Origin of the sequence: Serratia sp. AXJ-M (genome assembly GCF_046531865.1) — a bacterium.
GTDB classification, from domain to species: domain Bacteria; phylum Pseudomonadota; class Gammaproteobacteria; order Enterobacterales; family Enterobacteriaceae; genus Serratia; species Serratia liquefaciens.
Genome location: NZ_CP059394.1, coordinates 2,662,553 through 2,685,205 on the forward strand (window position 1 = coordinate 2,662,553; position 22,653 = coordinate 2,685,205).

General features: G+C 56.2%; 20 protein-coding genes and 1 riboswitch. Of the genes, 7 read left to right on the plus strand and 13 right to left on the minus strand.

Going from position 1 to position 22,653, the window contains the following annotated elements:
• Positions 1-5 precede the first annotated feature (5 nt).
• Positions 6-458 (plus strand): GNAT family N-acetyltransferase, encoded by a 453-nt coding sequence (locus tag H0S68_RS12455; protein WP_410528736.1) that lies wholly within the window; start codon positions 6-8, stop codon positions 456-458.
• 13 nt (positions 459-471) lie between these two features.
• On the opposite strand, the gene H0S68_RS12460 is transcribed toward H0S68_RS12455, so the two are convergent.
• The 5 genes from H0S68_RS12460 to H0S68_RS12480 form a co-directional block, all read right to left on the minus strand.
• Positions 472-1,854 carry a cation-efflux pump gene (locus tag H0S68_RS12460; RefSeq protein ID WP_261439523.1) on the minus strand — a complete coding sequence of 461 codons (1,383 nt, stop codon included), beginning with the start codon at positions 1,852-1,854 and terminating at the stop codon, positions 472-474.
• Positions 1,855-1,880: 26 nt separating this feature from the next.
• Positions 1,881-2,060, minus strand: coding sequence for a hypothetical protein (locus H0S68_RS12465; protein WP_020827000.1), 180 nt, complete (start codon positions 2,058-2,060; stop codon positions 1,881-1,883).
• A 110-nt stretch (positions 2,061-2,170) separates the two neighbouring features.
• Positions 2,171-2,263, minus strand: a complete 93-nt coding sequence (mgtS, locus tag H0S68_RS12470) for a protein MgtS (RefSeq protein WP_020827001.1) — start codon at positions 2,261-2,263, stop codon at positions 2,171-2,173.
• Positions 2,264-2,405: 142 nt separating this feature from the next.
• Positions 2,406-3,428, minus strand: coding sequence for a magnesium transporter (locus H0S68_RS12475; protein WP_082144822.1), 1,023 nt, complete (start codon positions 3,426-3,428; stop codon positions 2,406-2,408).
• Positions 3,429-3,500: 72 nt separating this feature from the next.
• Positions 3,501-3,674: riboswitch (M-box (ykoK) riboswitch) on the minus strand.
• Between the two features lie 146 nt (positions 3,675-3,820).
• On the minus strand, positions 3,821-5,485 hold the full coding sequence (locus H0S68_RS12480; RefSeq protein ID WP_410528737.1) for an ABC transporter substrate-binding protein: 1,665 nt from the start codon (positions 5,483-5,485) through the stop codon (positions 3,821-3,823).
• Positions 5,486-6,001: 516 nt separating this feature from the next.
• Here H0S68_RS12480 and H0S68_RS12485 point away from each other — a divergent pair.
• From H0S68_RS12485 to fusA, 4 genes are all read left to right on the plus strand, one after another.
• Positions 6,002-7,018, plus strand: a complete 1,017-nt coding sequence (locus H0S68_RS12485) for an iron ABC transporter substrate-binding protein (RefSeq protein ID WP_020827004.1) — start codon at positions 6,002-6,004, stop codon at positions 7,016-7,018.
• 34 nt (positions 7,019-7,052) lie between these two features.
• Complete coding sequence (locus H0S68_RS12490) at positions 7,053-8,636, plus strand: ABC transporter permease (protein WP_187961341.1); 1,584 nt, start codon at positions 7,053-7,055, stop codon at positions 8,634-8,636.
• The gene (locus tag H0S68_RS12495; protein WP_410528738.1) at positions 8,633-9,670 is read left to right on the plus strand and encodes an ABC transporter ATP-binding protein; all 1,038 of its coding nucleotides are present in this window, start codon (positions 8,633-8,635) and stop codon (positions 9,668-9,670) included. Before H0S68_RS12490 ends, H0S68_RS12495 begins: the two co-directional genes overlap by 4 nt.
• Before the next feature lie 272 nt (positions 9,671-9,942).
• Positions 9,943-12,048 (plus strand): elongation factor G, encoded by a 2,106-nt coding sequence (fusA, locus tag H0S68_RS12500; RefSeq protein WP_142815155.1) that lies wholly within the window; start codon positions 9,943-9,945, stop codon positions 12,046-12,048.
• 31 nt (positions 12,049-12,079) lie between these two features.
• Here fusA and H0S68_RS12505 read toward each other — a convergent pair whose 3' ends face one another.
• Positions 12,080-13,045, minus strand: a complete 966-nt coding sequence (locus H0S68_RS12505) for a DMT family transporter (RefSeq protein WP_020827008.1) — start codon at positions 13,043-13,045, stop codon at positions 12,080-12,082.
• A 104-nt stretch (positions 13,046-13,149) separates the two neighbouring features.
• Positions 13,150-13,977 carry an AraC family transcriptional regulator gene (locus H0S68_RS12510; protein ID WP_410528739.1) on the minus strand — a complete coding sequence of 276 codons (828 nt, stop codon included), beginning with the start codon at positions 13,975-13,977 and terminating at the stop codon, positions 13,150-13,152.
• 213 nt (positions 13,978-14,190) lie between these two features.
• Between H0S68_RS12510 and H0S68_RS12515 the strand changes: the two genes are divergently transcribed.
• On the plus strand, positions 14,191-15,624 hold the full coding sequence (locus H0S68_RS12515; protein ID WP_048758792.1) for an NAD-dependent succinate-semialdehyde dehydrogenase: 1,434 nt from the start codon (positions 14,191-14,193) through the stop codon (positions 15,622-15,624).
• Between the two features lie 52 nt (positions 15,625-15,676).
• On the opposite strand, the gene H0S68_RS12520 is transcribed toward H0S68_RS12515, so the two are convergent.
• The 3 genes from H0S68_RS12520 to H0S68_RS12530 are packed head-to-tail and all read right to left on the minus strand — an operon-like array spanning position 15,677 to position 18,556.
• Complete coding sequence (locus H0S68_RS12520) at positions 15,677-16,585, minus strand: alpha/beta hydrolase (RefSeq protein ID WP_410528740.1); 909 nt, start codon at positions 16,583-16,585, stop codon at positions 15,677-15,679.
• Positions 16,575-17,471 (minus strand): alpha/beta fold hydrolase, encoded by an 897-nt coding sequence (locus H0S68_RS12525; protein WP_410528741.1) that lies wholly within the window; start codon positions 17,469-17,471, stop codon positions 16,575-16,577. Before H0S68_RS12525 ends, H0S68_RS12520 begins: the two co-directional genes overlap by 11 nt.
• Before the next feature lie 29 nt (positions 17,472-17,500).
• Positions 17,501-18,556, minus strand: a complete 1,056-nt coding sequence (locus tag H0S68_RS12530) for a sugar phosphate isomerase/epimerase family protein (protein WP_410528742.1) — start codon at positions 18,554-18,556, stop codon at positions 17,501-17,503.
• Positions 18,557-18,697: 141 nt separating this feature from the next.
• Between H0S68_RS12530 and H0S68_RS12535 the strand changes: the two genes are divergently transcribed.
• Entirely contained in the window at positions 18,698-19,282 is a 585-nt protein-coding gene (locus H0S68_RS12535) for a TetR/AcrR family transcriptional regulator (RefSeq protein ID WP_046373465.1), read from the plus strand.
• Here H0S68_RS12535 and H0S68_RS12540 read toward each other — a convergent pair whose 3' ends face one another.
• From H0S68_RS12540 to H0S68_RS12550, 3 genes are all read right to left on the minus strand, one after another.
• Complete coding sequence (locus H0S68_RS12540) at positions 19,283-19,585, minus strand: cupin domain-containing protein (protein ID WP_048758784.1); 303 nt, start codon at positions 19,583-19,585, stop codon at positions 19,283-19,285.
• Positions 19,586-19,687: 102 nt separating this feature from the next.
• Positions 19,688-21,568, minus strand: a complete 1,881-nt coding sequence (locus H0S68_RS12545) for a potassium transporter Kup (protein WP_115058755.1) — start codon at positions 21,566-21,568, stop codon at positions 19,688-19,690.
• A gap of 84 nt (positions 21,569-21,652) precedes the next feature.
• Positions 21,653-22,561 carry a LysR substrate-binding domain-containing protein gene (locus H0S68_RS12550; protein WP_129982799.1) on the minus strand — a complete coding sequence of 303 codons (909 nt, stop codon included), beginning with the start codon at positions 22,559-22,561 and terminating at the stop codon, positions 21,653-21,655.
• Between the last annotated feature and the right edge of the window lie 92 nt (positions 22,562-22,653).

Here is a 22,653-nt window from a genome sequence, read left to right on the forward strand (position 1 = left end):
GTGGTATGAATATTCATCTCAGGTTGGCAACCCGTGAGGAGCGACCCTTGCTGGCGGCGATGCTGCCCAACTATTTGCGGGAGCTGGCTGCGGATACTGACTATCCACACCTGGCCCGCTATTGGCATGAAAACGGCAGGTACCCGTATCTGATAGTAAACCAGGCACAACCGGTGGGATTTGCCTTGGTCAGAACGCTGCTGCCAGCTACCACTATGGAGATGGCGGAGTTTTATGTCGCCAAACCCTGGCGAAAATACGGCATAGGTAAAAGTGCCGTGCAGGCACTGTTTGCCCTGCATCCCGGTCGTTGGCAGCTGTCGGTGCTGGCAGACAATCCGGGCGGCCTCGGCTTTTGGCTGTCGGTGGTACCAGCGACGGCTTACCGGGCCTGGGTTGAAAAACCGGGGATCCGACCTCACTGGGCGCTGTCATTTTCCGTCGGCAGCGCCCAGTGATAAGCACCAGAAACTAGATGCCGGGTTTAGGCTTAATCGGCTCCACGTGCCCTACTGCCCGCGATATGCTGGGATAAAGTGCGCGTAACTGGCGTTCGATGCTGTCTACCGCAGCATGCGCGGACACAATAGAGGCCGCCGGGGAAACCCGGCAGTGAAAGTTAACGATAATGCCGTTCGCGGTTTTGCGTGCGCGTATGTTATGCACGTCCTGCACCATTTCACCGTTATCTACCGCCACATGCAGGATCTGACGAATGTGCGCCAGCTCTTCCGGTGCAACATCTTCACTGGCTATCCAGTGGTGCGTCTGCGGTTCAAGATGAGTTTCAATTTCAGTCTCCTCGCCAATCGCCTCACGCAGCAAGGTTTCAATCTCACTGGCGATATCGTGAGCCTGTGCCACGCTGGCGCTGGCAGGTACGGCCAGATCCAGACTGATCGACATGCGTTCCGGTAGCTGTTGCAGGGCCAAATTTTGCACCACCGCCCCGTGGTTGGCGGCGATCACCCGGATACGGGTCGCCATGTCTTCGTCGCTGCGGGTTTGCGGGTTGGCAATCACCGTGGCTTCGGCATTGGCATATTGCCGTTCCAGACGTTCGGCAATCGACTTTTTCAGCGCGTTGATACGCTCCAGCGGCAAGGTACGACACACGGCGACGGTGACCTCAATGAACAACATGGCACCGGCATTGCGGATGCGAATATTCTCGGTGGCCAGTATTGCGGGGAAGCTCTGGAGCAAGGCATCGATTTCTTCCTTGGCACCGGCAGGCGCGGTATCCATCAGCGAATCGAATGAACGTTTCCCCAGTTTCACCGCCGCGACCACAATAAAACAGGCTACGATCAACGCCGCGATGGCGTCTGCACGATTGAAGCCGAGCATGACGAACACCATGCCCAACAGCACCACGGCAGAAGCCAACATATCTGAGAAGAAATGCAGCGCATCGGCCTCTAGCGCCGCGCTGTCCGTGGCCTTTGCCACGCGATTCAGCGCCCTGACGCGGAAAAAATCGACCACAATCGAGATCAACAGCACCGCAATGACCACAGGGGCAGCGACAATTTCATGCGCCTCCCCGAGCAGGCTTTTGCCGGCCTCGTAAACAATCCAGCCGGCAGCCCCCAACAGCAACAGTACTTCAAACAGCGCGGCCAGATTTTCGACCTTGCCATGACCAAAATGATGGTCGTCATCAGCGGGTTTGTCGCTGATGCGCACCGCCAGCCAGGTAATACTGGTGGCAATAAAATCGGTGAAAGAGTGGATCCCTTCAGAAATAAGACCAATACTGCCGGTAAAAATGCCGGCAATAAATTTCCCGGTCGCCAATAGCCCGCTGGCTATCATCGAATTTCTGGCAACGGATTGTTTTTCATTTTGCATATTACGGCTCACATTCAAAGGGGCATTTATTTCTTTATTTTAGTCGAGTATTGCCAGGCAAAAGCAACCAGCAGCATACTACCCGAGAATGTCAGCATTAAACTAGACAGAAATTCTGATTTTCCGGTTGAATAAAAATAAATCTCATTCACACCCACGGCAATCATCAAAATGGCATAGAGCAGACCAAGAATAGAAATAATCATTATCGTTATACTCCACAAAGCTGCATCAGGCGGTCAGAGTTTAATCGCATCCTCCCCGTCGTAATAAAACACTTCGGGGAGGATGCATCCAGGCGGATCTTTAGCGTTCATTAATCATCCCATTTAGAGCTCATATAGGCGGCGAACAGGCCCAGTGAGCTGATGATGCTCAGGAATCCTACAAAGAAGATCATGTTTCCCATTATTTCGTCCTCGATTAATTATTGTCGATAAAAGCCTCTTTAATTAAAAAGTGGATAATCTCATTATTCATGAATATTTACGCACCTCCTGTTTGCTGAGAATTAATTTCCGCTCCGGCAACCACACGGAGCGGAAGCCCCTTTATATCCCCAGCACGTGCTGGGCGATTTTGAAGTAGATAATCAGCCCGGTACCATCAATAAAGGTGGCGATAAACGGCGCCGACACTACCGCCGGATCAATGCCCACACGCTTGAGCAGCATCGGGATAATGGATGAAACAATGGCGCTCCAGACGGTAATCGCCACCAGCGACAGGCTGACCACCATAGTAACGTCCATACCCACGCCCATGATCCAGGCGCGCGCCCAGGCTGCGATGCCGATGGTAGCGGCTATCAGCAGCGAGGTAGACACCTCTTTGCGGATCACCGCGCCCAGGTTACGCAGGCTGACCTCTCCCAGCGCCATGGCACGTACCAACGTAGAAGTGATTTGAGTACCGCTGTTACCGCCGGTACCGATCAGCAACGGAATGAAGAATGCCAGTGCTATCGCCGCTTCCAGCTGTTCTTCAAAGGCCTTTAACACATTGCCGGTATAGGCTTCGGCGACAAACAGCATCAGTAACCACACCGAACGCTTGCGCCACAATGCCCAGGGGCTGGTTTCGAGATAAGGCTTGTCCAGCGGCAGGCTGGCGCCCTGGCGTTGCGCATCCTCGGTATTTTCGTCTTCAATCAGCCGGGCGATTTCTTTTTCGCCCAGCACGCCCACCAGCGTTTTATTCACCACCACCGGTACTACGTCCAGCCCGCCCTTACCCAATAAATGGGCAACGTCATTACGGTCGTCATCGGGAGAGACCTGGAAATAGCTGTGATTGATCATCACGCCAACGGGTTTATCATCGTCTTCGCACTGCAATAATTTTTTTACCGACAGCGTACCGCGCAGATGATAATCATCAGCAGTGACAAACAGCTGAGCGGGAATTTCATCCGTTTTTAACTGAGAAAGAAAATATTCCTTGGCTTTGTTGACCGTCATATTGCCGGGAACGGTAATAAAATCGGCGTTCATATAGCTCGCAATCGAAGACTCGTCTTGAGTTTCAGCATGGGCCAGCGCCGGTGAGAGGTAATTTTGATGTGACTTCATTATGTTAGTCCCTATTTCTGTTTAAACTTCAACAGCGAATCGCATAGGGGCGTTAACCACAGAGGGAGTGCAGAAAGCCTATCTCCGCGTCCAGGTTTTAGCACTATACAACGTATCTGATGTGTTAATCAGAAGTTACTTTGGGCTGAACCTTAATCCGATAAAGCCTGTCTTAACCTTGGGCATCTCTCGATGTCGTCAGATCAGTAACCTGTGTTTGTATAGGAGCCTCGCCAAACGAGATACTGCATATAAACTACGGGGGGCAGTATAGGCAGGGTTTTTAATCGATGGGCAAAAATCTGGCTTGCCGTTGATGAAACATTTAGAAAAAACATTTTCGGTAAAAATAATAAAATGTGGGACGGAACAATCCTAACCCACATTATTTACCGTCAATGCGCGAGGATATACACGTTTTTGTCGTACAACGGCCCCTGGCGGGTAAAGTCGATGCCTTTCACATAGGGTTTGACCAGCGTGGCGTTAGCCTCGTAGTACACCGGTGCCACCGGCGTATCCACCGCCAACACATCTTCTGCCTGCTGGAAGGCCTGCTGCACCTGTTCCGGGCTTTGCGCCGCGGTAGCCTGGTGCAGTAGCCGATCGTAATGCTCATTGGCATATTTGGCCGAGTTCTCGCTGCTGGTAGAGCGGAATACATTCAGGAAAGTGGAAGGATCGTTGTAATCCGCCAACCAACGGCTGAACGCCGCACTGTATTGACCGTTGTTGATATTGTCCAATACCACCTTGCGCTCCTGATTTTGCAAAGTGACCTCTGCTCCCAGGTTCTTTTTCCACATCGCGCTAGCGGCGATCACAATTTTCTTGATGGTGGCGTCGTTGCTGTACAACAGAGTGAAACGTAACGGATGCTGCGCGTTAAAACCGGCTTCCGCCAGCAGCTTTTTCGCTTGGGCAATGCGTTGCTCTTGCGACCACCCCGCCGCCACGCCAGGCTGTAAGGTAAAGCCACCGGCGCCGGTTGGGGTAAAGGTCCAGGCCGGCTGTTGACCATAGCCCAAGACCTTGCCGGCAATCACCTGTTTATCCAGCGCCAGATTCAGCGCCTGACGCACCCGCACGTCGTTAAAGGGCGGCTGCCGGTTATTAAAGGCAAAGTAGCTGGTCGACAGCAGCGGATAAGTCACCAGTTGCTCATCGCCCAGGCTTTTTTTCAACTGTTGATATAACTCTGGCGGCGCGCTGTAACCCAGTTCGATCTCACCGGCGCGAAAACGCGCCACTTCCGGGAACCCTTGCAGCGGCAGGAATGTCACCTTATTGAGCACCGTGTGGGCGTTATCCCAATACTGGGTATTGCGCTCTACAACCACTTTTTCATTCACCACCCACTGGGCCAGTTTGAAAGCTCCATTACCAACGAAGTTTTGCGGTTGGGTCCAGTTTTTGCCGTATTGCTCCACCACTTTCCGATTTACCGGCAGCACCGGAAAATGCACCAGCTGTTTAAGCAAATAGGAGTTAGGTTCAGCCAGCGTCACCTGTAGGGTATGGGCATCCAACGCTTTCACGCCCAGTTCGCTCGGCGGTTTGCTACCGGCGTTAATTTCCGCCGCATTCAATACATAGGCCGACGCCAGATAGCTGCCGTAGGGTGAAGCGGTTTTGGGATCGGTCAAGCGCCGCCAGCTAAAGACGAAGTCATCGGCGGTCACCGGATCGCCATTTGACCATTTCGCTTCTGGACGCAGATGGAAGGTCCAGACAGTCCCCTTAGTTTCCCACTTGGTGGCCAATGCGGGGATCACCTCGCCATTTTTTCCCACCCGCAGCAGCCCTTCAAACAGGTCATTGAAGATATAAAATTCCACGTTGCTTTCCGCCAGGTTCGGATCCAGCGTAGCCGGCTCGTAACCATTGGCCCGCACCAGCTCCTGTTTGGCGGCCAGTTGAACGCCCGCAGGCACCTCGGCGGCCTGCACCGCCACGCCAGCCTGCAAAGACAAGATGATTAGACCAGCCAATCCCTTAAGCTTGAATGAATATGTCACGTCGTTATCCCTTAATGGTGTTTTGTCGACGCCTATATTCATCGAAGCAGTTGAATAAATTAAATCATTAAACGCTATGACTCATAACCAAAATAACTGGTGTGAAACAACATGAATTTCTTTCATTATCAGACTCCTACTCGCCATCCTGATGAGTCTGTTTTTCACCAGGGCTGAAGGAATGTTAACGGCTACCCGGCCAACACTTAATGGCGATGGTTGAATGCATTAAACGGCGTCACTCGTGGTTCTGAGGGCAGTTGCACCGACCGCGGAGATGACAGGCCAAACAGCGGGGTTATTGGTTTCATTGCACTGCCAATCGATTAACGCATTATAAATACTGATGAATTAGCGAATAAAAGAATCAATAATACTCAAGCTTAATTTTTCCTTAAGACAAGATAATTAGTGAGCAATTTATAAAAATAAATTAATACGAATCGTTTTCACTATCATTATTAATGTTCTTATATACAATCAGGGCTGCCCGGCATTCGTCAGGCCTTATTCATTCGCTTTTCTTCTCTGCACTCTCTCAATAAAAAGGATGACTGTATGAAGCTGCGTTTCACTTCTCTCGGCCCCATTGCCCTGTTGGCGTCGTCCATGATGCTGGCGTTTTCCGCCAATGCCGCATCTCAGGATGAAGGTATCGTTATTTATAACGCCCAGCATGAAAACCTGGTGAAATCCTGGGTGGACGGTTTTACTAAAGACACCGGCATTAAAGTGACCCTGCGTAATGGTGGCGACAGTGAGTTGGGTAATCAACTGGTGCAAGAAGGGAGTGCATCCCCCGCCGACGTTTTTCTGACGGAAAACTCCCCGGCGATGGTGTTGGTGGATAACGCCAAACTGTTTGCGCCCCTGGACGCCACTACCCTGGCCCAGGTTGAACCGCAGTACCGTCCACAGCATGGCCGTTGGATAGGCATTGCTGCCCGCTCAACGGTATTCGTCTACAACCCGGCTAAGTTGACCGAAGCGCAATTGCCGAAATCACTGCTGGATCTGGCCAAGCCGGAATGGAAAGGCCGCTGGGCAGCCTCACCTTCAGGTGCGGATTTCCAGGCGATCGTCAGCGCCTTGCTGGAGCTAAAAGGCGAGAAAGCCACCCTGGAATGGCTGAAAGCGATGAAAACCAACTTCACCGCTTACAAAGGCAACAGTACCGTGATGAAAGCGGTGAATGCCGGCCAAATCGACAGCGGTGTCATCTATCACTATTATCCCTTTGTCGACGGTGCCAAGACCGGCGAGAACAGTAAAAATATCAAGCTCTACTACTTCAAACACCAGGATCCAGGTGCTTTTGTCAGCATCTCCGGTGGCGGCGTGTTGGCCTCAAGCAAACACCAGCAGCAGGCTCAGGCGTTCGTGAAGTGGATCACCGGTAAAAACGGCCAGGAGATCCTGCGTACCAACAATGCGTTCGAATATGCCGTGGGCGTTAACGCAGCCTCCAACCCGAAACTGGTACCGCTGAAAGAGCTGGACGCGCCTAAAGTCGATGCCTCCGCGCTGAACGGCAAAAAAGTCGTCGAATTGATGACCGAAGCCGGTTTGTTGTAAGCCAGTCTTGTCCGTAAAGAGAGCTTTTAACCCTATGTCGAATATAGGTTTCAACGCTGCCGGTGCAGCGCCACGTTACGCTTCAGCCCGACGCCATCAGCGGCCGGGGCTGTTTATCGTGGCGGTCGCCATTTTACTCTCCCTGCTGGCACTGTTGCCGTTGGGGTTTGTCATTAGCGTGGCGTTTGAAACCGGTTGGCCGACGGTGAAAGCTCTGGTCTTTCGCCCCCGAGTGGCCGAACTGCTGCTTAATACTCTGTTGCTGGTGGTCTTCACACTGCCGATTTGTGCCGTTCTTGGGGTGGCGTTGGCCTGGTTGACCGAACGTACCACCTTGCCCGGACGGCGTATCTGGTCACTGTTAGCAACCGCACCGCTGGCGGTGCCCGCCTTTGTGCAAAGCTACGCCTGGATAAGCCTGGTACCTTCGATGCATGGCTTGGGCGCAGGGGTCTTTATTTCGGTCATTGCCTACTTCCCGTTTATTTACTTGCCGGCGGCCGCAGTACTGCGCCGGCTTGATCCCGGTATTGAAGACGTCGCCACTTCGCTGGGCACCCGCCCGCTGGCGGTGTTTTTCCGCGTGGTATTGCCCCAGCTGAAATTGGCGATTTGGGGCGGTTCACTGTTGATCGCTTTGCATTTGCTGGCGGAATACGGCCTGTATGCGATGATCCGCTTTGATACCTTCACCACCGCCATTTTCGATCAGTTCCAGTCCACTTTTAACGGCCCGGCGGCCAATATGCTGGCCGGGGTACTGGTGCTTTGCTGCCTGGTGCTGTTGCTGCTGGAAGCCGGCAGTCGAGGCCGAGCACGCTATGCTCGCGTCGGTTCTGGCAGCGCCCGCAGCCAGAACGCTTACCGTCTTGGGCCTGCCGCTACCCTGTTCGGCCTGCTACTGCCCTTGGTACTCACCGCGCTGGCGCTGGGGGTGCCCTTTATCACGCTGGCCCGCTGGCTGACCTTGGGTGGATTTGAGGTCTGGCGCAATACCGAACTGCTGCCAGCCCTGCTGCAAACGCTGTCATTGGCGGCCAGCGGAGCGCTGTTGATCACCTTATGCGCCATCCCAATGGCCTGGCTTTCGGTACGCTATCCGGCACGACTGTATCGGATTTTGGAAGGCTGCAATTATGTCACCAGCTCGCTGCCCGGTATCGTCGTGGCGTTGGCGTTGGTCACCATCACCATTCACAGCTTCCGCCCAATTTATCAAACCGAAATTACCCTGCTGCTGGCCTATTTACTGATGTTTATGCCGCGAGCCTTGATCAACCTGCGTGCGGGCATCGCTCAGGCACCAGTAGAGTTGGAAAATGTGGCGCGCAGCCTCGGCCGATCCCCGGCGCAGGCGCTGTGGAGTACCACGCTGCGACTGGCGGCTCCCGGCGCGGCCGCCGGTGCGGCACTGGTGTTTCTGGCCATCTCCAACGAATTGACTGCCACCCTGCTGCTGGCCCCCAACGGCACCCGCACGTTAGCTACCGCTTTCTGGGCGCTGACCAGCGAGATCGACTATGTGGCGGCGGCCCCTTACGCGCTGATTATGGTGGTGTTATCACTGCCACTGACCTGGCTTCTTTATTCTCAATCCAAACGCACGGCGGGATTATGAGCACGCTTGAACTACAAGGCATCGGCAAGTCCTATAACGCGATCAAGGTGCTGGAGCATGTTGATTTGCAGGTTGCCCCGGGCAGCCGCACCGCGATTGTCGGCCCTTCCGGCTCGGGGAAAACTACCCTGCTGCGCATCATCGCCGGCTTCGAAATACCGGACAGCGGTCGGGTGATGTTGCAGGGCCATTCGATGGACAATGGCAGCGGCTGGGTGCCAGCGCACCTGCGGGGCATTGGTTTTGTCCCGCAAGATGGCGCGCTGTTTCCGCACTTCACCGTGGCCGGCAATATCGGTTTTGGCCTGAAGGGCAGCAAGCGCGACAAGCAACTGCGTATAGATGCGCTGATGGACATGGTGGCGCTGGATCGTCGCCTGGGTGCACTGTGGCCCCACGAACTTTCTGGTGGGCAACAGCAACGCGTGGCGTTGGCCCGGGCACTCTCACAGCAGCCGAAATTGATGTTGCTGGATGAACCCTTCTCCGCGCTGGATACTGGCTTGCGTGCCGCGACCCGCAAAGCGGTGGCAGAGCTGCTGGCCGAAGCCAAAGTGGCGTCTATTTTGGTGACCCACGATCAGACTGAAGCGTTGTCGTTTGCCGATCAGGTGGCGGTGATGCGCAATGGCCGTCTGGCACAGGTTGGGCCGCCGCAGGATCTTTATCTACGACCGGTCGACGAACCCACCGCCACATTTTTAGGTGAGACGCTGGTGCTCTCCGCCGATCTGGAACAGGGTTGGGCCCAGTGCGCGTTGGGGCGGATTGCCGTGGACGACTGCAGCCGCCGTGGGCCTGCTCGCATCATGCTGCGGCCGGAGCAAGTCCAAATCAGTCAGTCCGAGTCGCAACACTCCAGCCAGGCGGTAGTGACCCACATCGATTTCGCCGGTTTTGTCTCCACCCTGAATTTGCGTATGGCCAACAACGACGCCACGATTGAGCTTAAAACCGTCAGCCGCGAAGGCCTTCGCGCCGGCACCCTGGTCAATCTGAAAATCATCGGTCAGGCACATATTTTTGCCGGGTAATGCCTGCATCTCAGTCAAACCGGTGCCTGCAGAACAGGCATCGGTATCCCCCGAACCTGGCCTTCGCGTTGCAGTACCCTGGCGTCTCACTCAACTCGCTTAACGATAAAACCTATCGCAGCCATCGTTGAGTAAAAAACCTTTCATCAACTACGATTAGTTTGTGACCGGTGCAAGCATTCACCCGTCCGGAGATAACCCACAGAGGATTATCATAATTATTCATGCTGCTTAAAGCCGCCCTTCTTTGATGCGGCTAAGAAAGGTTAATTATGTCACGTACTACCCCCCTCGAACGCTACCGCAATATCGGCATCTCGGCGCATATCGATGCCGGCAAAACCACCACCACCGAGCGGATTCTGTTTTACACCGGGGTCAGTCACAAGCTGGGCGAAGTGCACGACGGCGCCGCCACCATGGACTGGATGGCGCAGGAGCAGGAACGCGGCATTACCATTACTTCGGCGGCGACGACCTGTTTCTGGAACGGCATGCAGCATAATTATCCGCAGCACCGCATCAATATTATCGACACCCCCGGGCACGTAGACTTTACCATTGAGGTCGAACGTTCGATGCGCGTGCTCGATGGCGCGGTCATGGTCTACGACTCGGTGGGTGGCGTACAGCCGCAGTCGGAAACCGTCTGGCGCCAGGCCAATAAATACAAGGTGCCGCGGCTGGCGTTCGTCAACAAAATGGACCGCGTGGGCGCTGACTTTTTCCGCGTGCGCAAAATGATGATCGAGCGCCTTAAGGCCAATCCGGTACCGATCGTCATACCCATTGGTGCTGAAGACCACTTCACCGGCGTGGTGGACTTGGTAACCATGAAAGCAATCCTGTGGGACGAAGCGACCCAGGGCATGAGTTTCAGCTTTGAAGAGATCCCGGCGGATCTGCGTGAATCGGCACAGGAATGGCGGGATAAAATGGTCGAAGCTGCCGCCGAAGGCTCGGAAGAGCTGATGGACAAGTACCTTAATCAGGTACCGCTAAGCGAAGAAGAGATCGTTCGCGGCCTGCGCCTGCGCACCGTGGCCGGCGAAATTCAGCCGATGCTGTGCGGTTCCGCATTCCGCAACAAAGGGGTGCAACGCATGCTGGACGCGGTGATTGAGCTGATGCCCTCGCCGCTTGACGTTCCACCGATGGAAGGCCACGACGAGCGCGACAATATCGTGATCCGCCGCGCGTCTGACGATGAAAAGTTCTCGGCGCTGGCATTCAAGCTGATGACCGATCCCTTCGTCGGCCAATTGACCTTTGTGCGAGTGTATTCCGGCGTATTGGCCAAAGGCAGCAGCGTATACAACCCGGTGAAGGGGAAGAAAGAACGTATTGGCCGCATCGTGCAAATGCACGCCAACGATCGTAAAGATGTCGAAGAGCTGCACGCCGGTGACATCGCCGCCTGCGTGGGGCTAAAAGATGTTACCACCGGCGACACCCTGTGCGATCCCAACGCGATTATCACGCTGGAGAAAATGGTGTTCCCGGAACCGGTCATCGCTCAGGCGATAGAGCCGAAAACCAAAGCCGATCAGGAGAAGATGGGCATCGCGCTGCAACGCCTTTCCTCAGAGGATCCATCATTTCGCGTGCGTACCGACGAAGAGTCGGGCCAGACCATTATTTACGGCATGGGCGAACTGCATTTGGAAATTATCGTCGACCGCATGCGGCGTGAATTTGGCGTGGCGACCACCACCGGCAAACCGCAGGTGTCCTACCGCGAAACTATCCGCAAGCGCGTGACCGACGTGGAAGGCAAGTTCGTGCGCCAGTCCGGCGGTAAAGGCCAGTACGGCCACGTGGTATTGACGGTGGAACCCAATGAGCCGGGCAAGGGCTTTGAATTTTTCGATGAAATCAAAGGCGGCGTGATCCCGGGCGAATTTATCCCGGCGGTGAGAAAAGGCGTGCTGGAAGCCTTGAATAACGGCGTGCTGGCTGGCTATCAGGTGGTCGATGTCAAAGTGCACCTGACCTTTGGCTCTTACCACGACGTCGACTCCTCGGAGCAGGCGTTCCGTATGGCGGCCATCTTCGGTTTTAAAGAGGCCTGCCGTCAGGCGGATCCGGTGATCCTCGAACCCATTATGTCGGTAGAGGTAGAAACGCCGGAAGATTACGCCGGCAGCGTGATGGGCGATCTGTCGTCACGCCGCGGACTGGTGCAAGGGATGGAAGATATTCCGGGCGGCGGCGGCAAGGAGATTCATGCCAAGGTGCCGCTGTCGGAGATGTTTGGCTATTCCACCACCTTGCGCTCGATGTCGCAGGGGCGCGCCACCTACACCATGGAGTTCAGCCACTACGCCGAAGCGCCGCGCAACGTGGCCGAAGAGATCATTCACCACAGCAAAAAGTAAACTTACCGCCTGCCGCGCTCTGCGGCAGGCGTTACTCCTTGGCCCCAATACTGACCACCACCGGTTGTGGCTTAATCCGCATCGCAGACACGACTCCCACGATCAGGCAGGCAATACCGCCCAACGTCAGCAGCGGTGGCCAGGCCTGGCGCAGCATAAAGGTGTAAGCCAACCCCGCCAGAATTTCGAAGACGATCAGCGGCCCGACCAACACCGTCGGCAGGCGCTGACTCGCCTCATTCCAGCACAATGCGCCAATCCACGAACACAACATGCCAATGGCAATCATCAACGGGACAAATACTTCAGGCCTGGGTCCGAAAGGCAACGCAAACTCCGGCTGGGTAAAAGCCAATTGACCGCAAACCACCACGTAACCGATCAGTGCCAGCGGCAGCGTCACCAGCCCCTGAGCCGTTGCCCAGGTTGCGGACCTTTGGCCCGGGTTCTCCCGCAGCCAGCGGGCATTACGCAATGGGAACCAGGTCCAGCACGCCACCGCCAACACCGCCAGGCCCAAGCCGCTGGTATAACGCCAGACGTCAACCGGGGCCGTATTGCCCTGCAGTTCGGCAACGTTGACCAATGCCAGACCGCAGGCAATCAGCACCAGCGCCGGCGTCAGTTTACGCCAGGAAAGTCGGCCATCGTGCTGGCTGTAAAACAGGTTGGCGGTCACCGAAATGACCACCGGCAGCGTACCGATAATCATGGTAGAAACCGGCGCGCCAGTACGTTGAATGGCACTCGCCAGGCACAGGTAATACAGCAGGTTGCCAATCGCCGTCAGCTTTAACGCCTCCAGCCAATCGTGACGATGTAACTTTTTCAGACGATGACGATCAAACCACGCCAACGGCAAGGCAATCAGCCCAAAGGCCAGATAACGCCCGGTCGACTGCAACGCCGCCGGGTATTCAGGGATTAACACCGGGCCGACAAAAATCAGCCCCCACATCAGCCCGGCAGACAAGGCAAATAACACGCCGACAAACATAATGACTCCATCAACAACCGGGAACGGCAATGCGAACCCGTGATTAAATACTTAGAGTCAGCCTAACGAGCTCGGGCGGGAAAATATTGTAGCAGGTTGCTGTTTTAGCGGTTGGAGACCTGTTTCTGGTAGCGCACGGGCGTGACACCGTAACGATTGGCAAAGGCGCGCGTCAAATGCGCCTGATCGGTCAACCCCGCCGCTGCCGCCACCTGGGCCGCGGGCATACCGCGCCCCAGCATCAGTTTGGCCTGTGACAGACGGATCGCCATCAGCATCTGTTGGGGGGATACGTGATATTGGGCTTTGAATTTACGCAGAAAATGATATGGGCTGAGCGAAACCAGCGCCGCTAACTGATCGAGGGTAATGACCGAAGCAAAGTTATCGTGCAGGTAGCTTTTGACGATATCAAAACGGTGTGCCGCCTCTGCCTTCAACGGACGTGCCGCCTGAATGTGTGGGCGGAAAATGCCAATGACCTGCATCAGCAAGTCGTCGATGGTCAAGGGATCTTTGGCTTGCCACAGCGCGGCCAGCGTGGCGGACAATCGCTGCGCCGCCAATGGATCCTCGCGTACCGCTTCGGTAAACCAGAACCCCTGCTCACCCGACAGCAATTCCAGCGTGTCCGGCTCCAGATACAGCATCCGATAATTCCAGCCGCCGGCGGTTTCCGCCTCGCCGGTGTGCAACTCGTCCGGGTTCATCAATACCAACGAACCCGGCGCCGCCAAATGTTGCGCGCCACGGTAGCGGAAACGTTCAGCGCCAAAATCGACGGTGCCAATGGCGAAGGCATTGTGCGTGTGCGGCTCAAAAACATAGCGCTCTATATGGGCGTGATAAAGCTCAACGCCCGGCACCTGCGGCAAATGCCGAAACTGCGCGCTGTCTTTTTCAAAGGGAAACTGTTGTGGAACACCCTGCACCTTGCCACCCTGCTTCAATTTCGCTGGTGCCGATATGATAGTCAACGCGGCAGGTTTTGAGTAGTGCGTAACGCGGTTCTCTGGACGCTGGTACTCATTCAGCGTAGGGTATTTTACTCAGCGCCCGGCGTCAGCAAGCCGGCACCGGCGTCTTGATTATCCCGCCGCAGAACGGGAAACCCGTTTTTAACCCCTTGAAAGTAAGAGGCAACAATGTATCCAGATACTCAACTCTATATCGACGGACAATGGCGTAACGCAGTCGCCGGCAAAACCACGCCGGTCACCAACCCCGCGACCGATGAGGTGATTGGCAGCGTGGCGCATGCCGCCGCAGCCGATCTTGATCTGGCACTGGACGCAACCGAACGCGGTTTTAAAGTCTGGCGCGACACCTCCGCCTATCAGCGTGCAAACCTGATGCGCAAGGCCGCAGCATTGTTGCGTGAGCGTGCCGAGAAGATCGCCGCCATCATGAGTCAGGAACAAGGCAAACCAGTGGCGCAGGCCAAGGTTGAAATTCTCAATTCGGCGGATGTGATCGACTGGTTTGCCGGCGAAGCCAGCCGCACCTACGGCCAGATTATTCCGTCCCGCAGTCGCGATGTGCAGCAGCAAACCCTCAAGCTGCCGGTTGGGCCGGTTGCCGCCTTTACCCCGTGGAACTTCCCGATTAATCAGATCGTACGCAAACTGTCCGCCGCGCTGGCAGCAGGCTGTTCGATCATCGTCAAAGGCCCGGAAGAAACTCCGGCCTCACCGGCGGAGCTGATCAGAGCCTTTGCCGACGCAGGCGTGCCAGCGGGCGTTATCGCGCTGGTATACGGGACTCCGGCGGAGATCTCCGAGTACCTGATCCCGCATCCAACCATTCGCAAAATCTCGTTCACCGGCTCCACCCGCGTGGGTAAACATTTGGCGGCACTGGCCGGCCAGCACATGAAGAAAGCCACCATGGAACTGGGTGGCCACGCGCCGGTGTTGATTTTTGACGATGCCGATCTCGACGCTGCCGCCAAAGAGCTGGCGTTGGCCAAATTCCGCAACGCCGGCCAGGTCTGCATCGCCCCGACCCGTTTCCTGATCCAGCAAGGCGTTTATGAAGCCTTCGTTGAAAAATTCACCGCCGCGGTGCGTGATATCAAGCTGGGCAATGGTCTGGAGGAAGGCGTCACCATGGGCCCGATGGTTCTGCAACGCAGCGTAGAAGCCATTGATGCCTTTGTGAAGGATGCGATTGCCCAGGGTGCTAAAGCCACGACCGGCGGTCACCGGGTGGCGGGCGTCGGCAATTTCTTCGAACCGACGGTATTACGTGACGTGCCGTTGAGTGCGCGCGCGATGTCTGAAGAACCTTTTGGTCCGGTAGCCCTGCTGCGTCCGTTCACCACTTATGAGGAAGCCATTGCCGAGGCTAACCGCCTGCCATACGGTCTGGCGGCTTACGCCTACAGCCGCAGCATCGCCACGGTGACGGCGCTGGGACGCGATGTGGAAAGCGGCATGCTCAGCATTAACCATATCGGTTTTGGCCTGCCAGAAACGCCGTTTGGCGGGGTGAAAGACTCCGGCCACGGTACCGAAGGCGGCAGCGAAGCGATCGAATCCTATCTGGAAACCCGCTTCGTCACCGTCGCCGGCCGTTAAGCCACTCAGGCCGGTACATATGCCCCGTATCATTCATACGGGGCATTTTTTATCAGCCAACCTTGTCGAACAACACCCGCGCCGCCGGGGTCAAGCCCAGCATGTGAATGCAGGCATGCACCATGCCCGGCAGCCGCTCGCAACGCACCGCTACGCCCGCCTCCTGTAACCGCTTGGCATAAAGCTCGGCTTCATCACGCAACGGATCGTATTCGCAGCTGAGAATGGTCGCCGGGGGTAACCGCTGTAACATTGGGGCATGCAGTGGCTCTGCGTAAGGATCCTGCGGCTTGTCCGCTTCGCCCAGATAGGTGTTCCAGCAAAACGCCATCACTTCCCGCGTCAAATAATACCCTTGCGCGTACTCCTTATAGCTTGCGGTATCCATAGCACGACTCAATGCCGGATACAGCAACAGCTGATGCTCAATCTGCGGCCCCTTGCGGTCTCGGGCCAATAACGCCACCGCCGCGGCCAGGTTGCCGCCTGCGCTGTCGCCGCCTACCGCCATGCGGGCAACGTCAACGCCCCACTCATCGGCCCTTTCCACCACGCCGCACAGGGCCTGATACACGTCCTCAAGCGGCCGTGGATAGGGATACTCAGGCGCCAACCGGTAATCAACCGACAGGATCACTCGCCCGGTGGCATTGGCCAGTGCCTGACAAGGCCGGTCATACAGCGCCAGCGATCCCAGACACCAGCCGCCGCCGTGGGCATACAGCATCGCAGGCAAAGGCTCACCCGGCGTCGCTCCTCCCGGCGTATAGGCACGAATGGCGATAGCCCGCCCGTCGTCAGCGGTCACCCAACCATCACGGACGCCACCACTGGCTTCGGCTTCCCCCTGCAGCGCCAACAAGCCGGCCTGGGCGACATCCCGCATCTCACTGAGCGATGCAGGCGCTGGTGCCTGCGCAGCCTCCGCCAGAAAACGAGCAATCTGAGGATCAAGCGGCATGGTTCTGGCTCCCTGACAGGAAGGGGATCACCAACGCGATAAATTCCTCGTGACACTCTTCGGTGATGAAATGGCCACAGCCGACCACGGTTTCTCCTCGCAGATCCACCGCGTTGTCACGCAGCGTGACGAATGGCGCCTCGCCAGTAGCATGTTCTGCACCAATGGTCATCACCGGCATGGTTAGCCGAGTTTCTGCCCGCCGCTGGTTTTGGCGGATGGTTTCCGGAATGGCGCGGTAGTAGTCAAAACCGGCCCGCAGACTTCCCGGTGCTGAATAGGCAGCAATATAGGTTTCTGCCGCCACCCGATCCCGGCGATAGGACCAGCGGTTAAAGATATAGCTGAGATACTCCCTCTCACGGCCCAGCGTCAACGTCTCCGGCAGATCCGCCAGTTGGTTGAACATGAAGTGCCACAGGAAAATATTTTGATCTGCCGGGACAAAAATCGGTGGCGCCGGTGCCAGACCGGGAATAACCGCTTCCGTCAGCACCAGCCCCGTCACCGCCTGCGGAAAGTCGCTCGCCATTGCATAGCCAACCCACATGCCGATGTCATGGCCGATCAGTTGGTAACGTTCATGCCCCAGTTGCAGCATGGTCTGGTGCAGCGTCGCGGCAACGCTGCCGGTGTCATATCCCCCGATCGGCTTGTCCGAATCGCCGATGCCCGGCGGGTCTACCGCTATCGCTTTAAAACCGGCCGCCGCCAGCGCTTGCATGACATGACGCCAGGTAAACCAGGTCTGCGGCCAGCCGGGGATAAGCAATACCGGCTGCCCTTCGCCCAGCGTGACGCAGTGGATGCGGTTACCCTTTACCCGCGCATAGACGTGTTCCGGCTCAGGTCCATTGGTCATGGACCCGTTATTTTGCAGTGTCATTGATGTTCTCCGTCGTGGAATTGCGGGGCTCAGCGCAGGCCGAGCAAGGTATTGATTTGCTGTTGATCAACCGGCGCACCGGCGAAGTCATCAAACACCTTGTCGGTCACGTTGATGATGTGTTCACGAATAAAGGCGGCACCTTCGCGGGCCCCATCCTGTGGATGCTTCAGGCAGCACTCCCACTCCAGCGTGGCCCAACCCTCGTAACCATGCTGCGTCAGCCGGGAGAAGATGCCCTTGAAATCCACCTGGCCGTCACCCAATGAGCGGAAACGTCCGGCGCGCTCGGTCCATGACTGATAACCGCCGTAAATGCCCTGCTGCCCGGTCGGATTGAATTCGGCATCCTTGACGTGGAACATGCGAATGAAATCCTTATAAATATCGATGTAATCCAGATAGTTCAGCTGTTGCAGCACGAAGTGGCTCGGATCGAACAGTATTTGGCAGCGCGGATGTCCGCCAACACGCTGATGGAACATTTCAAAGGTCACGCCGTCGTGCAGGTCTTCACTGGGGTGGATTTCATAACACAGGTTCACCCCCTGTTCATCGCAGGCGTTGAGCACCGGCAGCCAGCGTTTGGCCAACTCATCGAACGCGGTTTCGATAAGCCCCGCCGGGCGCTGCGGGAACGGGAATAGATAAGGCCAGGCCAGCGAACCGGAAAAGGTGCCCATTTCGGTCAGGCCCAGTCGCGCTGAGGCTTTGGCCGCCAGCAGCAGTTGCTGGTGCGCCCACTCGCTGCGCGCCTGCGGGTTGCCATGCAATGCCGGTGGCGCAAAGCTGTCGCACAATGCGTCATAAGCCGGATGCACCGCCATCAGCTGACCGAAAATGTGGGTGGTCAGTTCGCTGACTACCAGTCCCTGCTCCGCCAGCATGCCGATCAGTTCGTCGCAATAAGTCTGGCTTTCCGCCGCGGTGGCCAGATCAAACAGTCGGCTGTCCCAGGCGGGGATCTGCAGGGCTTTAAAACCGGTTTCTGCCGCCCATTGAGCGATAGCCGGCAAGCTGTTGAATGGGGCTGCGTCGTCACTGAATTGGGCGAGATGCAGGCTTGGACCTTTCAGGGTTTTCATCGTAAACTCCTATTGTTTGTCGATTGACAAACAATAGGCTTAAATGAATCTCTCAGCAAGCGAATTTTAAAAACTCGTTGGTATTACAATAGATTTAAGCGATCCTGTTTCGCTGAGGGACAGGCAACCAGGAATTGATTAATGGCAGGCAGACCGCGCGAATTCGACCGTGAGCAGGCGTTACTGAAAGCACGAGATTTATTTTGGCGTCAGGGGTACGAAGGCACCTCGATGTCGGATTTGGTGACCGAACTGGGCATCGCTTCCGCCCGTATCTACAAGGCGTTCGGCTCGAAAGAGTTGCTGTTTCGTGAAGCCATCGAAAGTTACGAAAGCCATGAAGGCGGATTTGCCGATCGCGCATTCAGTGAAGAAAGCAGCGTGCGCCTGGCGATAAAACGCATGCTGGACGATGCAGTGGCGCTCTACAGCCGCGCAGACCTGCCGCAGGGGTGTATGGTGGTTTCCTCTGCCGCCAGCGTCAGCGACGAAAACAGCGGGATCAAAGCCTGGCTGGCGGAACATCGTCTGCTTCGCACCCAAGGCATTATTGATCGCCTGCACGCCGCCGTCGCCTGCGGTGAACTGCCGCCCGATACCGATGCCGATGCTCTTGGCGACTATTTTGCCGCCTTCCTGCACGGGTTGTCGATTCAGGCGCGCGATGGCGTTAGCCGGGCAAGATTGGAAGCGGCGGTCAAAATTGCGCTCGCCACGTTGGATTGATCACTCCGGTAAATCAAAAATCACCAGGGTGCCCTGGCTGCCCGCCAGCACCCGATGCGGCACGCCAGCGGCGGCCTGATACAGTTGCCCGGCGTTAACCGTGATTTCCTCACCCTGCACTTCAAGCCGCAGTTGCCCGGCGATCACCAGCAATCCTTCATGGTAATCGTGGACCTCTTCGGCAATCTCACGCTGATCCATCCGCAACACTTTGATATTGGCCGCGCCTACCTGCCCAAGTACGCTGGAGCGCCATGCCTGCGGCAAATCGGCGGCCAGCGCGGTAAGATCGAATAATGACATAAGCCCTTCATCAGCAAGCAGCGCCCTTCGCTGCCACGGCAATTTACTCCCTCGCGCTTCGACGGCTAAATAACCTTTGCTTTTAACCTATAGCCAGACGGATCAAACCGGCACCCGACGGCTGATCTCCACCACCTGATCGCTGGGCAAATAATAATAATCCGTCACGTGCATGCCGTTACGCACCATCAGCGCAAAAATGTTGCGCTGCCAGGCCGGTAATCGGTCACGGGCTTCACGGCGCACCACGCTTTCATGGCCCAGGTAATAGGTAGCATCGTCAAAGTTTAGCCCGGTTTTCTGCGCCTCCGCATGCTGTAATAAACGCGGAATATTGGGTCGTTCCATAAAGCCATAGCTGGCTACCGCGCACCAGAAACCCGGCGACTGTTGCCTCATCACCAAACGTTCGGCGTTTGCCACCCGCGGTTCGTTAACAATCATGATGTGCAGCGCCAGCACATTGGCGTGCAGCGAACCGTTGCGTTTAACCTGCCATCTCATCACCGGCGGTGTACCATTTAACGTTCGGGTCAGAAAAATGGCCGTGCCTGGCACCCTTGGGATGTTACGTTCTTCAAGATGCGCCAGAAAATCCGCCAGCGGCAGGTTCTTTTCCCCCAGCGTGCGAGAAGCCGCCAGCACCCCGCGATGCCAGATTAACATCACGCCATAGACCAGCGTGGCCATCAGCAACGGGACATAACCGCCCTGCATGACTTTGCTGAGGTTAGCCAACAGGAAGCTGAGATCGACGATAAAAAAGCCGCCGGCAACCAACAGGCTGGCGAGCGTTCCCCAACGCCATACTTCGCGCATGGCCACAAACAAAAGCCCGGTGGTCATGATCATGGTGAGAGAAACCGCAATGCCGTAAGCCGCGGCCAGATTGTCGGAAGACTTGAAAAACACCGTCAGAAAAACCGTCACCGCCATCAGCAACCAGTTGATGGCACCGATATAGATTTGCCCGTAGCTCTCCTCAGTGGTTTGTTTCACCCGCAAACGCGGCAACCAACCCAGTTGGATTGCCTGACGGGTCATGGAAAAGGCGCCGCTGATGATCGCCTGACTGGCGATAATGGTGGCCAAGGTCGCCAGGATCACCAGAGGGATCTGCAGCATCGGCGGGCACAGGCGGAAAAAGATGTTTTGGGTGACGTCGGCGCCGGAGAGGATCAACGCGGCCTGACCGGCGTAGTTCAGCAGCAGGCTGGGGAAGACGATACCAAACCAGGCCAGCCAAATCGGCTTTTTGCCAAAGTGCCCCATGTCGGCATACAGCGCTTCCGCGCCGGTGACGCAGAGAAACACCCCACCCAGCACTAAAAAGCTGGTCAGCCCGTTGGAAAACAGAAAGTGGATGCCGTACAGCGGATTCAATGCCATCAGCACCGCCGGATGCTGAACGATGCCCCAAATACCCAGCACCGCGATAGAGAAAAACCACAGCGCCATGATAGGCCCAAAGACTTTACCGATACGCGCGGTCCCTAACGGCTGAATGGCAAACAAGCTCACCAGGATCAGCACCGCCGCAGGCAAAATATAGGGTTTCGACTCGGGCAGTACGATGTTCAGCCCTTCCAACGCCGACAGCACCGAAATCGCCGGGGTAATGGCCCCGTCGCCGTAGATCAGCGCCGCACCGAACAGGCCGGCAAACAGCACCATCGGCCGGGCCTTTTTCTTGCTGACCAGTAACGACATCAACGCCATAATGCCGCCTTCACCGCGGTTATCGATGCGCATGGCAAACATGGCGTATTTCAGCGAGGTGACGATCACCAGCGTCCAGAAAATCAGCGACAGCAGGCCCAGGATCACCGGCGCGGACGGCGCATCCCCCGAGAGATAGAGCACGGTTTTCAGGGTGTATAACGGGCTGGTGCCGATATCACCAAACACTACCCCCAGTGCGCCGCCGGCCAACAGCGGCATGCTTATTTTCGGCGTCTGTTCCTGTTCATTCCCTGTGCTCATCGAAGTTTCCTGAATAAGCCATTACGATTTATTCAGGATAGTCAATTCAGGCGGTTAGCGCGTGCCGATATTGGGTGAAAACCTTCAGTTCCCCGCCTCTTTCAGCAGCCAGCGCTGCAAGTTCAACCCTTCTGGTGACAGTTCATTGTCTTGCCGCACGCACAGGTAGTAATCGCGCCCATCGTCAATCGCCAGATCGAACAACTTAACCAGCTCACCGCTGTTGAGATAGGGTTCGATCAGGGGTTCACGCATCAGCGCACAGCCCAGGCCCGCCTGCACCGCCGCCAACGTTAGCAGACCGTCTTCAAACATCGGGCCGGTACTGCGCAGCGGTCGTTTGACACCGGCTGACTGAAACCACTGCATCCAGGTAGCGCGCTCTTCGTCGTGCAGCAACGGCAAAGGTGCAAGTTGCTCCGGCGTGTCCAACAGCCCGTGCAGCTTGATAAAGCTGCGGCTGCATACCGGCACCATTTTGCCGGACATCAGTTTTTCACTGCGATAGCCGCTCCATTGCCCCGCACCAAAGCGGATAGAGATATCTGCGGCATCGCTGAGGTAATTGCGATGATTGGCATACACCACGTTGATATCTATCTCGGGATTTTCGCGCAGAAAGCCGCGCAGTCGCGGAATGAACCAGCCCATGCCGAACAACGGGATCAGGCTGATGGTGACCTGCCGGGAAGCCGACTGCTCGCGCACCTGCTCGGTTGCCTGACGCAATACGTTAAATGCCGAGCGGATAGAACGGTAATAGTCCCGTCCTTCGCTGCGCAATATTAACCGGCGCCCCTGGCGTTCGGTCAGCGGCATTTGCAGAAAGGCCTCCAGCGTTTTGAGCTGATGGCTCACCGCCGAAGGCGATATTTCCAGCTCAAGCGCCGCGGCGCTGATGCTCCCCAAACGCGCGATAGCCTCAAATGCCCGCACGGCGCGCAGCGGTGGATCATTGGGTAACGACGCATTGCATTGTTCTGTTTTTTTCATATGTTGACTATTTTGCTGAAAAATCGCCGCTGATTAAAAATTAATATACAAATAAATCAAACAATTAAAAACACACATTTTCTGTATAAGAA

Excerpts from the sequence above, each read along its gene's own strand:
- H0S68_RS12455 (WP_410528736.1), top strand. The coding sequence starts at position 6 with ATGAATATTCATCTCAGGTTGGCAACCCGTGAGGAGCGACCCTTGCTG.
- H0S68_RS12460 (WP_261439523.1), bottom strand. The coding sequence starts at position 1,854 with ATGCAAAATGAAAAACAATCCGTTGCCAGAAATTCGATGATAGCCAGC.
- H0S68_RS12465 (WP_020827000.1), bottom strand. The coding sequence starts at position 2,060 with ATGATTATTTCTATTCTTGGTCTGCTCTATGCCATTTTGATGATTGCC.
- mgtS (WP_020827001.1), bottom strand. The coding sequence starts at position 2,263 with ATGGGAAACATGATCTTCTTTGTAGGATTCCTGAGCATCATCAGCTCA.
- H0S68_RS12480 (WP_410528737.1), bottom strand. The coding sequence starts at position 5,485 with ATGAATATAGGCGTCGACAAAACACCATTAAGGGATAACGACGTGACA.
- H0S68_RS12485 (WP_020827004.1), top strand. The coding sequence starts at position 6,002 with ATGAAGCTGCGTTTCACTTCTCTCGGCCCCATTGCCCTGTTGGCGTCG.
- H0S68_RS12490 (WP_187961341.1), top strand. The coding sequence starts at position 7,053 with ATGTCGAATATAGGTTTCAACGCTGCCGGTGCAGCGCCACGTTACGCT.
- H0S68_RS12495 (WP_410528738.1), top strand. The coding sequence starts at position 8,633 with ATGAGCACGCTTGAACTACAAGGCATCGGCAAGTCCTATAACGCGATC.
- fusA (WP_142815155.1), top strand. The coding sequence starts at position 9,943 with ATGTCACGTACTACCCCCCTCGAACGCTACCGCAATATCGGCATCTCG.
- H0S68_RS12505 (WP_020827008.1), bottom strand. The coding sequence starts at position 13,045 with ATGTTTGTCGGCGTGTTATTTGCCTTGTCTGCCGGGCTGATGTGGGGG.
- H0S68_RS12515 (WP_048758792.1), top strand. The coding sequence starts at position 14,191 with ATGTATCCAGATACTCAACTCTATATCGACGGACAATGGCGTAACGCA.
- H0S68_RS12520 (WP_410528740.1), bottom strand. The coding sequence starts at position 16,585 with ATGCCGCTTGATCCTCAGATTGCTCGTTTTCTGGCGGAGGCTGCGCAG.
- H0S68_RS12525 (WP_410528741.1), bottom strand. The coding sequence starts at position 17,471 with ATGACACTGCAAAATAACGGGTCCATGACCAATGGACCTGAGCCGGAA.
- H0S68_RS12530 (WP_410528742.1), bottom strand. The coding sequence starts at position 18,556 with ATGAAAACCCTGAAAGGTCCAAGCCTGCATCTCGCCCAATTCAGTGAC.
- H0S68_RS12535 (WP_046373465.1), top strand. The coding sequence starts at position 18,698 with ATGGCAGGCAGACCGCGCGAATTCGACCGTGAGCAGGCGTTACTGAAA.
- H0S68_RS12540 (WP_048758784.1), bottom strand. The coding sequence starts at position 19,585 with ATGTCATTATTCGATCTTACCGCGCTGGCCGCCGATTTGCCGCAGGCA.
- H0S68_RS12545 (WP_115058755.1), bottom strand. The coding sequence starts at position 21,568 with ATGAGCACAGGGAATGAACAGGAACAGACGCCGAAAATAAGCATGCCG.
- H0S68_RS12550 (WP_129982799.1), bottom strand. The coding sequence starts at position 22,561 with ATGAAAAAAACAGAACAATGCAATGCGTCGTTACCCAATGATCCACCG.